Annotated in this window: 13 protein-coding genes; 5 read left to right on the top strand and 8 right to left on the bottom strand. The window is 72.6% G+C overall.

The window, feature by feature from the left end:
• Window positions 1-1104, top strand: a complete 1104-nt coding sequence (locus tag D7147_RS02890; RefSeq protein WP_120673657.1) for a glycosyltransferase family 9 protein — start codon at window positions 1-3, stop codon at window positions 1102-1104.
• A gap of 14 nt (window positions 1105-1118) precedes the next feature.
• Here the strand turns inward: D7147_RS02890 and D7147_RS02885 are convergent, their stop codons facing one another.
• Window positions 1119-1997 (bottom strand): glycosyltransferase family 2 protein, encoded by an 879-nt coding sequence (locus D7147_RS02885; RefSeq protein WP_120673656.1) that lies wholly within the window; start codon window positions 1995-1997, stop codon window positions 1119-1121.
• Window positions 1994-3820, bottom strand: a complete 1827-nt coding sequence (gene rfaE2 / locus D7147_RS02880; protein ID WP_120673655.1) for a D-glycero-beta-D-manno-heptose 1-phosphate adenylyltransferase — start codon at window positions 3818-3820, stop codon at window positions 1994-1996. Before rfaE2 ends, D7147_RS02885 begins: the two co-directional genes overlap by 4 nt.
• 147 nt (window positions 3821-3967) lie before the next feature.
• On the opposite strand from rfaE2, the gene D7147_RS02875 reads away from it, so the two are divergent.
• Both D7147_RS02875 and D7147_RS02870 read left to right on the top strand, forming a co-directional pair.
• On the top strand, window positions 3968-4519 hold the full coding sequence (locus D7147_RS02875; protein WP_120673654.1) for a type 1 glutamine amidotransferase domain-containing protein: 552 nt from the start codon (window positions 3968-3970) through the stop codon (window positions 4517-4519).
• A 119-nt stretch (window positions 4520-4638) separates the two neighbouring features.
• Entirely contained in the window at window positions 4639-6315 is a 1677-nt protein-coding gene (locus tag D7147_RS02870) for an MDR family MFS transporter (RefSeq protein ID WP_233562884.1), read from the top strand.
• A gap of 133 nt (window positions 6316-6448) precedes the next feature.
• Here D7147_RS02870 and D7147_RS02865 read toward each other — a convergent pair whose 3' ends face one another.
• A complete protein-coding gene (locus D7147_RS02865) occupies window positions 6449-6940 on the bottom strand; it encodes an NUDIX domain-containing protein (RefSeq protein ID WP_120673652.1) in 492 nt (163 codons plus the stop codon).
• A 98-nt stretch (window positions 6941-7038) separates the two neighbouring features.
• Here D7147_RS02865 and D7147_RS02860 point away from each other — a divergent pair, with 98 nt between their 5' ends.
• Window positions 7039-8673 carry a fatty acid--CoA ligase gene (locus D7147_RS02860; protein ID WP_199734068.1) on the top strand — a complete coding sequence of 545 codons (1635 nt, stop codon included), beginning with the start codon at window positions 7039-7041 and terminating at the stop codon, window positions 8671-8673.
• 174 nt (window positions 8674-8847) lie between these two features.
• On the opposite strand, the gene D7147_RS02855 is transcribed toward D7147_RS02860, so the two are convergent.
• The 4 genes from D7147_RS02855 to D7147_RS02840 all read right to left on the bottom strand — a co-directional run bounded on the left by D7147_RS02855 (window position 8848) and on the right by D7147_RS02840 (window position 12400).
• Window positions 8848-9861 (bottom strand): NADPH:quinone reductase, encoded by a 1014-nt coding sequence (locus tag D7147_RS02855; RefSeq protein ID WP_120673650.1) that lies wholly within the window; start codon window positions 9859-9861, stop codon window positions 8848-8850.
• 81 nt (window positions 9862-9942) lie between these two features.
• Window positions 9943-10596, bottom strand: coding sequence for an HAD family hydrolase (locus D7147_RS02850; RefSeq protein WP_120673649.1), 654 nt, complete (start codon window positions 10594-10596; stop codon window positions 9943-9945).
• Between the two features lie 98 nt (window positions 10597-10694).
• A complete protein-coding gene (locus D7147_RS02845; RefSeq protein WP_407663306.1) occupies window positions 10695-11549 on the bottom strand; it encodes an SCO6745 family protein in 855 nt (284 codons plus the stop codon).
• 170 nt (window positions 11550-11719) lie between these two features.
• A complete protein-coding gene (locus D7147_RS02840) occupies window positions 11720-12400 on the bottom strand; it encodes an FKBP-type peptidyl-prolyl cis-trans isomerase (protein WP_120673970.1) in 681 nt (226 codons plus the stop codon).
• 243 nt (window positions 12401-12643) lie between these two features.
• On the opposite strand from D7147_RS02840, the gene D7147_RS02835 reads away from it, so the two are divergent.
• The gene (locus D7147_RS02835) at window positions 12644-13042 is read left to right on the top strand and encodes a PPOX class F420-dependent oxidoreductase (protein ID WP_120673648.1); all 399 of its coding nucleotides are present in this window, start codon (window positions 12644-12646) and stop codon (window positions 13040-13042) included.
• 10 nt (window positions 13043-13052) lie between these two features.
• On the opposite strand, the gene ku is transcribed toward D7147_RS02835, so the two are convergent.
• A complete protein-coding gene (gene ku, locus D7147_RS02830) occupies window positions 13053-14072 on the bottom strand; it encodes a non-homologous end joining protein Ku (protein WP_120673647.1) in 1020 nt (339 codons plus the stop codon).
• Window positions 14073-14143: the final 71 nt, after the last annotated feature.

Genomic DNA, 14143 nt, shown 5'->3' with positions numbered 1-14143 from the left:
GTGGTCGCCCCGTCCCTGCTCGGTCCGGTCGCCGAGCGTGTACCCGAGGTCGAACGGATCGCCGTGCTGCGCGCGAACGCGCTCGGCGACTTCATCTTCGTACTGCCGGCGCTGGACGCGCTGCGGGCCACGTACCCGCAGGCGGAGATCGTGCTGCTCGGCGCGCCGTGGCACGTGCAGCTCTGGCGCGACCGGCCGGGCCCGGTGGACCGGGTGCTGGTGGTGCCGCCCGCGGACGGCATCCGCCGGCCGGAGCCCGACGAGAAGCCGGCGACGACCGACGAGTTCCTCGCGGCGGCCCGCACGGAGCGCTTCGACCTGGCGTTGCAGCTGCACGGCGGTGGCGCCAACTCGAACCCGCTGATCAGCGCGCTCGGGGCCCGGGTGACGGCCGGGCTGCGCACCGAGAACGCGCCGCCGCTGGACCGGTGGATCCGGTACGTCTACTACCAGCACGAGGTGATCCGCTACCTGGAGGTGGCGGCGCTCGTCGGCGCGCCGGCCACCACGATCGTGCCCGCGCTCGCAGTCACCGCAGTGGACCGGGCCGAGGCGGCCGAGGTGCTCGGCCCGGTCGAGCGGCCCCGGGTGGCGCTGCACCCGGGCGCGACCGACACCCGGCGGCGCTGGCCCGCCGAACGCTTCGCCGAGGTCGCCCGCGACCTGGTCGGCGCGGGGTACGAGGTGCTGGTCACCGGCACCCCGGCCGAGCGGGAGGTGGTGGATCGGGTGGTCGCGGCGGCCGGGGTGCCGGTCCGGCCACAGGTCGGCACGCTCAGCCTCGGCGGGCTCGCCGGCTGCTACGCGGAGTGCGCGCTGGTCGTCTCGAACGACACCGGGCCGCTGCACCTGGCCGCCGCGGTCAACACCCCGACGGTCGGCATCTTCTGGGTCGGCAACCTCATCAACACCGCGACACCGCTGCGCGGCCGGCACCGGCCGATCATCTCCTGGACGGTGCGCTGCCCGGTCTGCGGCGTGGACTGCACGACCGACATCTACCCGCACCGCCCCGGCGACGACGGGTGCCCGCACCGGGACTCGTTCGTGACCGACGTGCCGGTGGCCGAGGTGCTCGAGGCCGCCCACGAGCTGCTCCCCTGACGGGGACGACACCCTCAGGCCGGTTGGGCGGCGTCCTCGTCGGCGAGGACGACCTCCCACGCCTCGACGTCCCGCTCCGTGACAGTGGTCGGCGACTCCAGGTGGTACGCCCCGCTGGGCAGCACCCCCGCGCCCCCGTGCCGGGCCAGGACGGCGAGCTGGGCGGCGACGTCCTCACCCTGATGCTTCTCCTGCACCCGTCGCCAGAAGTCGAAGCCGCCCGAGTCGACCAGCTTCGCCCGGTCGTAGAGGACGCACCCGCCGATCCAGGAGACCTTGTACGCGCGCCAGGCCCCGGATGAGAGCGCCAGCTTCTCCGTCAGGTGCAGCAGGTTCGCCGCCGAATGGATCCGCGCCCGGTTCCACTCCGGCGTGTCCGGACGGATCCGCTCCGGCACCGGTCTGCCGCCCCACTCCTCGTAGTGCCCGTGCGTCTCGGGCCGTACGTCGTCCAGGTAGGAGAGACCGTGCACGCCGTTGCCCACGAACCCGCAGCCGAGCTCGGTCAGCACGGTCAGCAGCCGGTGCAGCGTCCCCGGTTCCAGCCAGACGTCGTCGTCGAGGAAGAGCACGTACCGGGCCGTCGACGCGGCGAGCAGGTACGCCCGGTGCTCGGCCAGCCCACGGCGCGGCAGCCGGCGGGTGAGCAGCACCGGGTGACCCCGGTGGCGTAGCGCCCGGACCATCGTCGCCGCCGCCGGATGGGCGTACGCGGGCTCCCCGTCGGACTGGTCGCTCACCACCACCCCGAACCCGGGCACCTCCTCCTGGGCAGCCAGCCCGGAGAGGGTGACCGCCAGTTCGGCGGGGCGGTTACGGGTCGGGATCAGCACGTCGACCAACCGGTCGGCGCGGAACTGCTCCGGAGTGCCCGGATCGAGCGGCCGGTTCACGACGGCTTGCTGGACATCGACGGGTCGGTCTCCCGCTCCTGGCCGTGCGTACGGATCCGCTCGATGATCCGCGAGGTGGAGCGGTCCGGCACGTAGCCGAGGGTGCGCACCTGCCCGCCCAGCCGGCGGACCAGCGGCGCCTCCGGCACCATCTCCGGCGGGTAGTCGCCGCCCTTGACGTACACGTCCGGGCGGACGACCTCGATCAGGGCGGCCGGCGAGTCCTCCTCGAAGACCACCACATGGTCCACGCAGGAGAGGGCGGCGAGCAGGGTGGCACGGTCCTCGACCGGGTTCACCGGGCGGTCCGGCCCCTTGAGCCGGCGCACGCTCTCGTCGGCGTTCACCGCCACGATCAGCAGGTCACCGAGGGCGCGGGCCTGCTCCAGGTAGCGGACGTGGCCCCGGTGCAGCACGTCGAAGCAGCCGTTGGTGAAGATCACCGAGCGGCCCGCGTCGCGCTGCGCCGCCACGATGGCGCTCAGCTCGTCCCCGTCGACCACCACCGGGTGCTCGGCGTCGCGCACCGGTTGGTCGAGCGCGGCGAGCAGATCCTCGCGGCGGCAGACGCAGGTCCCGGTGTCCGAGACGGTGATGGTGGCGGTGAGCTGGGCGAGCTGGGCCGCCGTCGACAGCGGCGCACCGGCGGCCAGGGCCAGGGTCATCGCCGCGAGGTACGCGTCCCCGGCCCCCACCGCGTGGCTGGCCGGAACGGGGGTGCTGTGGCTGCGTCGCCGCTCCCCGTCGGCCGCGCCGACCACCGCGCCCTCGGTGTCCAGGGTCACCGCCACCACGTCGGCGCCGGTGTGTGCGTGCAGCTCGGCGAGGCGCGACTCGGCCAGCATGGCGCGATCGACGCCCTCGCCGGCGGCCGCGTTCACCGTGACCCCGGTCGCCGTCACGCTGAGCCCGTCGCCGGTCATCGCCACCCGGCCCTCGCCCGGGGTGGGCTCGCCGGTGGGACCGGTGCCCGCCGGGTCGGACCCGGTCGGGCCGGTGCTCGCCCGGACCGCCGGGGAGTCCTCCGCCCGGGTCGTACGGTCGCCGGGCGCGGCGCCGACGGTCAGCTCGGACGGGCCGTCGGCCGGGTCGCCGTCCGGGTGGTCGAGGTGCAGCTCGGTGCCGCCGCTGCGCCGGGCGGCCCGGGCCAGCAGGCGGGTCGCCTCGGCGAAGCTCGGGGTCACGACGGTCGGGGCGAGACCGCGCCAGTCGGCGAGGTCGTGCGCGTCCAGCGCCACGGTGGCGTAGCGCTCCCGGTTGGCGACCAGCCAGGCGCGTACCGGCGCGGGTAGGGCACCGAGTCCGTAGTCGCAGACCACCATGGTGGGCGCCTCCCCGCCGGCCACGGCGCGCAGCTCCTCGGTGGCGCAGTCCAGCGCGGTGAGCAGCCGCTGCACCCCCTCCGGGTCCAGCGGGTCGTCCGGCTCACCGGAGTCCTCGCGGAGCAGGATCTGGTTGCCGGCCAGCATCCGCCGCTTCAGCGGGGTGGGCCGGCCGGGCTGGTTGACCGTACGGTCCCAGACTCCGGCCCGGTCGAGGCAGTCGTGCAGTTCGTCGCCGGCCACGTCGGCGCCGACCGGGGCCACCAGCAACGCGCGGCCACCGAGCGCGGCGATGTTGACCGCGGTGTTCGCGGCTCCGCCGGCCGCCGAGATCCGGCGGCGGAGGGTGAGCACCGGCGCGGGCGCCTCCCGGCAGAGCCGGTCGGACTCCGCGAACCGCCACTCGTCGAGCATGGCGTCACCGATCACCAGGACCGGGCGTCCCTGCCAGCTCTCCACCACGCTGGCGAGCCGCCGCTGTTCCGCTGCTGCTTCTGCCATGTCGTTGCGGATCCCCCCGGCCCGATGGGTCAAACCCGGTCGCGGGCGGGCTGCGCACGGTGGCGGCGGTCACCGCGGCCGGGGTTTTCGTACCTTGCGTCCCGGGAACGATCCAGCCGTACCCCTCGGAGAGGAGATGTTCAGCAGATGTCAGCGACGACACTTCAGGGCAAGCGGATCGCCTTCCTGGCCGCCGACGGGGTGGAGGAGGTCGAGTACGTCCAGCCCCGCGCGGCGGTGGAGAAGGCCGGCGCGACGGCCGAGCTGGTCTCGGTGAAGCCGGGCTCGATCCAGTCCTTCAACCACCTCGACCACTCGAAGACCTACGACGTGGACGTCGCGGCGGCGGACGCGGACGCCGGCAGCTACGACGCGCTCGTGCTGCCCGGTGGGGTGGCGAATCCGGATTTCCTGCGTACGGACGCGGATGCGGTCCGGTTCGTGCGCGCGTTCTTCGACGCGGGCAAGCCCGTCGGGGTGATCTGCCACGGGCCGTGGACGCTGATCGAGGCGGACGTGGTGCGGGGCCGCCGGATCACCTCCTGGCCGAGCCTGCGCACCGATCTCGTCAATGCCGGCGCGAGCTGGGTCGACGAGGAGTGCGTGACCGACAACGGGCTGGTCAGCAGCCGCAAGCCCGACGACCTCCCCGCCTTCTGCGCGAAGATCGTCGAAGAGTTCGCCGAGGGCCGCCACTAACCCGGTGATCATGAGGTTGACGGCGTTCTCGATCTCCGGAGCCGCCGCCAACCTCATGATCGACAGTGCGAGATCTTCCAGTCGGGGCATGTTCCTCGCCTGCCGGGAAAGAAGGGCGGGTGACCAGCGAAGCGCAACCCGGGACCATGCTGAACCGCCGGCAGATCCGCCTGCTCATGGTCGGCCTGATGACCGGCATGCTGCTGGCGGCGCTCGACCAGACCATCGTCGGTACGGCCCTCCCGACGATCGTCGGCGAGCTGGGCGGGATCAACCACTACTCGTGGGTGGTGACCGCGTACCTGCTCGCCTCGACCGCGTCGACGCCGCTGTACGGCAAGATCTCCGACCTCTACGGCCGGCGTCCGGTCTTCCTCTTCGCGATCGGCGCGTTCCTGGTCGGCTCGCTGCTGGCCGGGCTGTCGCAGAACATGACCCAGCTGATCCTCACGCGGGGCGTGCAGGGCCTCGGTGCCGGTGGCCTGATCACGCTCGCGTTCACCATCATCTCGGACGTGCTCTCGCCGCGGGAACGCGGCCGCTACCAGGGTCTCTTCGGTGCGGTCTTCGGCATCGCCTCGGTGGCCGGCCCGCTCGTCGGCGGGTACTTCGCGGAGACGAACTGGCGGTGGATCTTCTACATCAACGTCCCGCTGGCCCTCGTGGCGATCGTGGTCTGCTACCACGTGATGCGGATGATCCCGTTCGAGCAGCGGGAGCGGAGCATCGACTGGCTCGGCGCGGCGCTGCTGGTGGCCGGGGTGAGCTCCCTGCTGCTGGCGCTGAGCTGGGGCGGCAACGAGTACGCCTGGGGCTCCGGCGTGATCATCGGGCTGATCGTGGCCGGGGTGGTGCTCGGTGCGCTCTTCGTGCTCCAGGAGCGCCGGGTCGCCGAGCCGATCCTGCCGCTGCACCTGTTCCGGCTGCGTACCTTCGCGCTGGCCAACACCGCCGTCTTCGTCATCGGCCTGGTGATGTTCGGGTCGATCATCTTCATCCCGCTCTACCTGCAGATCGTCAAGGGCGCCTCGCCGACCCAGAGCGGTCTGCTGATGCTGCCGATGATGGTCGGCATCATCGGCACCTCGATCCTCACCGGCCGGGCGATGACCCGGATCGGGCGCTACAAGTGGTTCCCGGTCATCGGCTCGGTGGTGCTGGTCGTCGGCATGCTGCTCTTCACCCAGCTGCACGTGGCGACCACGCTCTGGCTGGCCTTCCTCTACATGGTGGTGATCGGCGTCGGGCTGGGTCTCTGTATGCAGTCGCTGATCCTCGCCGTGCAGAACGCCGTCTCCGTCCGGGACCTCGGTGCCGGCACCTCCTCGGCGACCTTCTTCCGGTCGCTCGGCGGCTCGTTCGGGGTGGCCATCCTCGGCACCGTGCTCTCCTCGGGGCTCGCCACCGGGCTGGCCGGTCGGTTGCCCGCCGCGATCGCGCAGCTGCCCCCCGACCAGCGGGCCGCCGCGGAGGCGGCCGGCGGGACGAACATCTCGATCAACGACCCGGCGACCATCATGGCGTTGCCCGGGCCGGTCCGGAACGCGATCCAGGAGGCGTTCGTGGCGGCGCTGCACCCGGTCTTCCTGACCGCTGGCCTGATCGCGATCGTGGCCGTGCTGGTCACGGTCGCCATGCCGAACGCGCAGCTGCGCGGGGCCGGCCCGGAGGGCGCCACCGGTGGTGCCGACCCGCTCGGCGGCAAGGCGCCGGCGGCCGGTGGCAAGCCACTGTCGCAGGAGTCCAAGGACCAGGCCGCCGCCCAGATGGAGGCCAACTCCCAGACGATGATCTGAGCGCCGGACGCCCCGGCGCCCGGCGCCGTGGCCGCGGGCAACGGTCGAAGGCGATGCGGCGGCCCCGACAGCGGCCGAAGGCGGCGCGGGCAACGGTCGAAGGCGGATCCGCGGTTGCGGGCCGCCTTCGGCGTCACTTCAGGATCAGGCGGTTGGTCTGCTCGAAGACGTCCAGGTCGGCGAGGGTCTCCAGGACCGAGGCGGAGAGCGGCGACGGGAACTGCTCCCGGTGGAAGAAGGCGGCGTCGGTGGTCTCGTCGGTCACCCGGGCGAGGCTGCCGTCCCACTCCTCGACCCGGAACGCGGTCGTGAAGATCTGGTACGTGTGGCCGTACATGTTGGTGTGCGTACGGTCCGGGCCGGTGTAGAGGGCGAACGCGCACACCCGCAGGGCCCGCAGTCCGGTCTCCTCGCGCACCTCGCGTACCGCGCAGTCGGCGATCGACTCACCGAGCTCCATCGCGCCGGCCGGCATCGCCCACTGGCCGTTGTCCGACCGCCGGATAAGCAGGACGCGCCCGGCGTTGTCCCGCACCACGGCTCGGGCCCCGACGAACATCAGCGTCCGGTCTCCGGCGATGGCGCGTAGCTGCCCCACGTAGGAATCGGCCCAGGAGATGCTCACCCGGACAATCTACGAGTCGCGGCTCGGAGCGGACGGCTTTCCGGGGTTCCCAAGATGTGACCGACGACACTAATTTGTCAGCCATGCGGAGCACGATGATGGACGCCCCTCTCCAGGTCTCCCGGATCCTCGACCACGGCGCCACCGTGCACGGCACGGCCGAGGTGGTCACCTGGACCGGCGCCGAGCCCAGCCGGATGACGTACGCGGAGGTCGGGCGGGCCGCCGCCCGTCTCGCCCACGGTCTGCGCGCCGAGTGCGGCGTGACCGGTGACGAGCGCGTCGCCACCTTCATGTGGAACAACAACGAGCATCTGGTCGCGTACTTCGCGGTGCCGAGCATGGGCGCCGTGCTGCACACGCTGAACCTCCGGCTCTTTCCGGACCAGGTCGCCTACATCGCCAACCACGCCGAGGACCGGGTGGTGCTGGTCGACACCACGTTGATCCCGCTGCTGGCCCGGGCGATCGGGGCGATGACCACCGTGCGCCACGTGGTGGTGGTCGGTGGCGGCGATCCGGCTCCGCTCGTCGAGGCGGCCGGCGACCGGATCACGGTGCACCGCTGGGACGACCTGCTCGCGGGCCGCCCCGACACGTACGACTGGCCCGAGGTGGACGAGCGGGACGCGGCGGCGCTCTGCTACACCTCGGGGACGACGGGCAACCCGAAGGGCGTGGCGTACTCGCACCGCTCGATCTACCTGCACACCCTCCAGGTCTGCATGCCGGAGGGCTTCGGGCTCCGGCCGACCGATCGGGAGCTGGCCATCGTGCCGATGTTCCACGCGATGTCGTGGGGGCTGCCGTTCGCGGCGTTCCTCTCCGGCGCGTCGCTGATCATGCCGGACCGCTTCCTCCAGGCCGAGCCGATCGCCGCGATGATCGCCGCCGAGCGGCCCACCCTGGCGGGTGCGGTGCCGACCATCTGGACCGACCTGCTGGCCTATCTGGACACCCACGAGGTGGACATCTCCTCGTTGCAGGAGGTGATCGTCGGCGGCTCGGCCTGCCCGCCGGCGCTGATGCACGCCTTCGCCGAGCGGTACGACGTCCAGGTCGTCCATGCCTGGGGCATGACCGAGATGTCACCCCTGGGTTCGGTCTCCCGGCCGCCTCGCGGGGCGAGCGGCGAGGAGGCCTGGCGCTACCGCTACACGCAGGGGCGGATTCCGGCCGGGGTGCAGGCGCGCATCGTCGGGCCGGCCGGAAAGGAGCTGCCCGCCGACGGCACGTCCGTGGGTGAGCTGGAGGTCCGCGGGCCGTGGGTCACCGCGCGGTACGTCGGCGACGACGCCCCGGACGAGGAGAAGTTCCGCGACGGCTGGCTGCGTACCGGGGACGTGGGAACGCTCTCGTCGGACGGCTTCATCACCCTTACCGACCGGGCGAAGGACGTCATCAAGTCCGGCGGGGAGTGGATCTCGTCGGTCGAGTTGGAGAACGCCCTGATGGCGCACCCGACCGTGCTGGAGGCCTGCGTGGTCGGGGTGCCGGACGAGCGTTGGGACGAGCGTCCGCTCGCGACGGTGGTGCTCCGGGAGGGTGCCTCGGTCACCGCGGAGGAGTTGCGGGACTTCCTCGCCGCGTCGGTGGCCCGCTGGCAGTTGCCGGAGCGGTGGGCGTTCGTCGAGGCGGTGCCGAAGACGAGCGTCGGCAAGTTCGACAAGAAGGTCGTCCGTTCGCGGTACGCCGAGGGCGAACTCACCGTACGGGTGTTGAGCGCCCCGTAACGTTTCCGCACGGGCTGACGCCTGACTGAGGAGAGACTCTCCTCCCCAGGGGCGGCCCCGGCGTTCGCACCGCGCCGGGGCCGCCCGTTCCACGCGGGGCGACCCGCAAATCCATTATTGCGAGAGTTGTTCGCCTCCGTCCCGATGACGGCGAAATCCGATCGTGCCGGGACGTCACTGCTCGCTGGTGCTGATCAGCACCTTTCCGACCACCGAGTTCTCCACCGCCTGATGCGCCGCGGCGGCCGCGCTGAGCGGGTGGTGGTGCAGCGGCAGCCCGGCCTCCTCGCCCACCCGGATCGCGCCCTGCACGACGGCGGCGCAGACGTCGCGGACCCCGTGCGCCTTGGCCGCCTTCGGCTCGGTGTAGACCAGCACGAACTGCCAGCGCGCGTTCGGCGTCATCGAGGGGCGGATCGGGAGGGTGACCTCGTCGCCGCCGTCGTTGGCGTACACGCAGACCGCGCCGCCGCTGCGCAGCAGCTGCACGTCGATCTCCGCGTTCGCCGCGGGAGCGACCTCGACGATCGTGTGCACCCCGTCGGGCGCGATCTTGCGGACCTCCGCCACCACGTCCTGCTCGCGATAGTTGATCACGTGGGTGGCACCGGCCGCCGCCGCGAGCTGCGCCTTCTCAGGGCTGCTCACCGTCGCGACGACGCAGGCGTCGGCCCAGCGCGCCAACTGGATCGCCGCGTTGCCCACCGCGCCCGCGCCGCCCTGCACCAGCACCGTGTGGTCGCTGAGCGCGCCCGCGTGCAGCTTCTGCGGCATGTACTCGCCCACCGTCAGGCAGCGGTGCGCGGTGAGGAACGGAATGCCGAGGCAGGCGCCCAGGTCGAACGAGGCCGAGCCCAGGCTCACCGCCTGCCGGACCGGCACCACGGTGTACTCGGCAGTGGTGCCCCACGGCCGCTGCCAGGCGGCCTCCCAGAGCCAGACCCGCTCGCCGATCAGCTGCTGGTCCACGCCCTCGCCGACCGCCTCGACCACCCCGGCGCCGTCCTGCCCGGGAATCTGCCACCCGCCCGGCACCGGCCCGTTCCGTCGCGCCTTCCAGTCGGTCGGGTTCACCCCGGAGACGGCCACCCGCACCAGGACCTCACCGGGCCCCGGCTCCGGCACCGGCCGGTCGACCAGCTGAAGCACCGACGGATCGCCGGTGCGCTCGTACACGATCGCCTTCATCGCCGTCCTCTCTCGTGCTTTGAACCGGTGCCCACCGCACTCAAGCCGACCGTATGTGCTCGGCCCTGCCGGGGCGGCGGTTCACGGCAGGCGCTCCACCACCTCGGGAGTCAGCTCGTCGACCGAACCCAGCGTCACCGCGGCGAGCTGCGCCGCGTCCGGATCCAGCGGGTACGACCCGTGCGGTACCGCCACCACCCGCATCCCGGCGGCGGCCGCCGACCGCACCCCGTTCGACGAGTCCTCCACGGCGGCGCAGCGCGTCGGGTCGACGCCCAGCCGCCGGGCCACGGCGAGGTACACGTCCGGCGCCGGCTTGCCGCGGGCGGTCTCCTCGGTGGAGAGCGTCGTGCGGAACGAGTCGGTCAGCCCCGTCACGGCCAGCGTCGCGGCGATCAGCCGGGTCGGCGAGGAGCTCGCGAGCCCCAGCGGCCAGCGCGCGGCGATCCGGCGCACCACCTCGTCGGCGTCGTCGATCAGCGGTACGCGCTCCGCGTAGCGCCGGGTCATCTCGTCGACCACCTCCGTGGCCACCTGCTCGGCGGTACGAGTGACGCCGAGTTCGCCGCTCAGGTACTGGGCCCACTCGCCGGTGCTCATCCCCATCAGCCGGCGCTGGCTGTCCGGTTGCCAGGTACCGCCGTGCGTCGCCACGTATGCCCGCCGGACCTCCTCCCAGACCGGCTCGGAGTCCACGATCACGCCGTCCAGGTCGAAGATCACCGCATCCACCACGTCCCCATCCTGCCCGATCGCCCATCGCCGGCAAGCCGGGCGGGCCGGGCGTTCGCCCCACCCGGTGAGGGTGCGCGGGTGGTGGGCGGGGCGCACGGTCACTCCGGCAGCGGCGGTAGCCCGATCGGGTTGTCCGGCGGCAGGACCTTGTGGCAGGCGCGGGTGACGGGGTGCAGCACCTCGCAGAGCCGCTCGACCCGGTCCGCGCCGAGCGCCCGCCAGGGTCGGGCGGCCGCCGCGTCCGTCGCCTCCTCGACCGCCTGGAAACCGGCGTGGCCCCGCTCGGTCGGCTTCCCGTCCGACGTGAGCCAGCCGCGCTCGGTCAACCGCTCCCGGGCGCCCCGCCACTGCTCCTCGGTCCAGCCCCGCCCCAGCAGGTTCACCGCGGGCATGTCCACCGCGACCCGCCAGGCGAGCGTCTCCACCGGGTCGAGGCCGGCGGCGACGAGTGCGGCGACGTGCCCGTCGCCCCGGTGCTCGCGCAGAGTCGTGGCGGCCTGCCAGAGCCGGGCCAGCGGGTACTCGCCGGCGGGCAGGGCGGCGTTGGCGGCGCCGAGCACCCGACCACCGGTCTCGGCCGCGCCGGCCGCCACCTCGAGCAGCTCCGCGGCCTCGGCCAGGTGCGTCTCGGGCAGCTCGTAGGTCAGCTCCGCGAGCGCCTGCACCGCGCCGGTGAGCCGGGCCCGCAACGCCTCCTGCGGGGTGGCGAGCCGCCACACGGCCGGCAGCGCCCGGCTCACCATCGACGGTGCGAAGGAGAAGAAGGCGGCGATCACCGGGGCGGCGTCGGTAGCGCCGAGCGGCGCGGCCCGGCCCGCGAAGTACCCCCGCCAGTACCCGCGCAGCCCGGCCGCCTCGTACGCGGCTCGGCTGCGCGGGTGGAAGTACGTCACCGCGTGCACCGGTTCGTAGTACCGCCACAGAAGTCGAGCGGTCCGGCCGAGGTCGTCCAGCGCCGTCACGTGCACGTGCACCTCCACGTCGCGTCCGAGGTCGACCCCGGGCCGAAACGACCCAGGGTGACCCCGGAACCTACTGGAGGTGCGTAACGGGCCGGAAGCCCTCTGTGGTCAACTGCATCACCATCAGGTGACGGAGCGGGACGAACCGGTACGCCGGTCGATCACTGGGCGGCGAGGACGTCCACCACGAAGCGCAGCGGGCCGGAGACCCCGTTGGCGGCGTCGTCGCCGTACGCCAGCTCGGAGGGGATGTCGAGCTGCACCCGGCTGCCCACCGTGACCCCGACGAGGCCCTGGTCCCAGCCCGGGATGACCTGGCCGACGCCGATCGGGAAGCTCGCCGGCTCGCCCCGGCTCCACGACGAGTCGAACTCCTTGCCGTCCTTGTAGAGCACGCCCACGTAGTTCGTGGTGATCGTCTGGCCGGCCTTCACCGCCGGGCCGGTGCCCTTGATCAGCGGGGTGACGGTGAGCTTCGTCAGGTCGCCCTTGCCGGCGGTGACCTTGGGTGCGGTGTTCAAGGCCGGATCCGCGCCCTCGGGCAGCTGCGGCGCGGCGGGGGTGGCGGGGGCCTGCTCGCCGGCGGCGGTCGCGGACGGGGAGGCGTCGGCCTGCGGGGCAGCGTCGTCGTCGCCCCCCTGACCGACGATCACGAAGACGGTGACCAGCACCGCGACCACGGCGAGGGCGGCGAGGCCACCGAGCCATGCCTGCCGGCGGCGCTTCGCCTCTGCCGCCTTCTGCGCGGCCAGCTGAGCGGCCAGTCGCCGCTCCGTTTTCGACCGGTTCTGGGTCCGCTCGCTCACTCGTCGACTCCCTGGGAAGAGGTGGGTGGCCGGCACCGGTGCCGGGAGACAGCCGACGCACACGGTACCCGCCCGGAGGCCTCCGGTGCCCGCCCTGGCGCTGCGGATCCGCCCCGGCCGGCCGCCACCGACGGGACCGGTGGCCGTCGCGGCCACCGCCACCCACGGACCGGGGTTCGTCGTGGCCGGTACCGGCCGGACAGTCGCGGCACCTCGCCGTCGGCGTCGAGGCGGTCCGAACGGCCGGCCCGGCGGCCGGGCCGCCGGTAGATTCCGACCATGGCGATCCTGACCGACGACGACCTGGCCCTGCTGGCCGAGCCGCAGCTCGCGCACGTGGCCACGATCGAGGAGGACGGGAGCCCGCACGTCACGCCCGTCTGGATCGACACCGACGGTGAGCACATCCTGTTCAACACGATCAGAGGGCGGACCAAGTACGAGAACCTGCGACGAAACCCGCAGGTGGCGATCTCGGTGGCGGACCGGGCGAACGACTTCCGCACCCTCTGGATCAAGGGCCGGGCCGAGCTGGTCACGGAGGGCGCCGACGAGCACCTCGACCGGCTGGCGAGGAAGTACCTCGGCCAGGAGAGTTACCCGTTCCGGCAGCCCGGCGAGCAGCGGGTGATCATCCGGGTGACGCCGATGCGGAGGCTGGGCCGCACCGCGCTCTGAGCCGGGCCGCTCAGGCGGTCTTGCGGCTGGTCTTCTTGGCCGCCGCCTTCTTCGGGGCGGCCTTCTTCTCAGCCGCCGCGGTCTTCTTCGGCGCGGCCTTCTTGGCCGCCGTCTTCTTGGGCGCGGCCTTCTTCTCCGCGGTCTTCTTCGCCGCCGCACCGGCGGTCTTCTTCTCGGCCGCCTTCTTCTGCGCCGAGCGGGCCGACGAGATCGGGGTCGGCGCTGCGGCGCCCCGGCCACCCGCCGGCTCACCACGCGCCGAGCGGGCCCGCTCCACGGAGGCCTTCAGCGCGGCCATCAGGTCCACCGCGGCGGCGGGGGCCTCCTCGACCTCCTCCGGCTGGACCACCTCCCGGCCCTCGATCTTCGCGTCGATGACCTCCTGCAACGCCGCCCGGTAGTCGTCGGTGAAGACGTCCGGCTCGAACTCGCCGGTCATCGAGTCGATGAGCGAGCTGGCCATCGCCAACTCCGGAGGACGGACCTTGAGGTCCTCGTCCAGGAAACCGAAGTCGGGCCGGCGCACCTCGTCCGGCCAGAGCATGGTGTTGAGCAGCAGCACCCCCTCGCGTACGCGCAGGGTGGCGAGCTGCTCCCGCTGACGCAGGGCGACCTTCACGATGGCCACCCGCTCCGAGTCGAGCAGCGCGTCGCGCAGCAGCACGTACGGCTTGGTGGCCGCGCCGTCCGGTTCGAGGAAGTACGCCTTGTTGTAGAGGATCGGGTCCACCTGCTCGGCCGGCACGAACTCCAGCACGTCGATCGCGCGGGACGTGGTCAGCGGCAGATCGGCGAAGTCCTCGTCGGTGAGGATGACCATCTCGCCGCCGCCGATGTCGTAGCCCTTGGCGATGTCGTCGTAGGTGACCTCCTCCCCGTCGATCGAGCAGGTGCGCTTGTACTTGATCCGTCCGCCGTCCTCCCGGTGCACCTGGTGGAAGCGGATGTCCTTCTCCTCGGTGGCGGAGTAGAGCCGCACCGCGATCGAGACCAGCCCGAACGAGACGGCTCCTTTCCAGATGGCCCTCATGTCGGCTCCTCTCCCCGGTAGAGCCCAGGATCGCAAAGGATCGAAGCGGGCGCGAGGACTTCGGCCGCGAA

Source organism: Micromonospora musae (assembly GCF_003626545.1).
Classification (GTDB): domain Bacteria; phylum Actinomycetota; class Actinomycetes; order Mycobacteriales; family Micromonosporaceae; genus Micromonospora; species Micromonospora musae.
The sequence above is the reverse complement of the archived record's forward strand: the minus strand, read 5'-3'. Positions and strand labels throughout refer to the sequence as shown.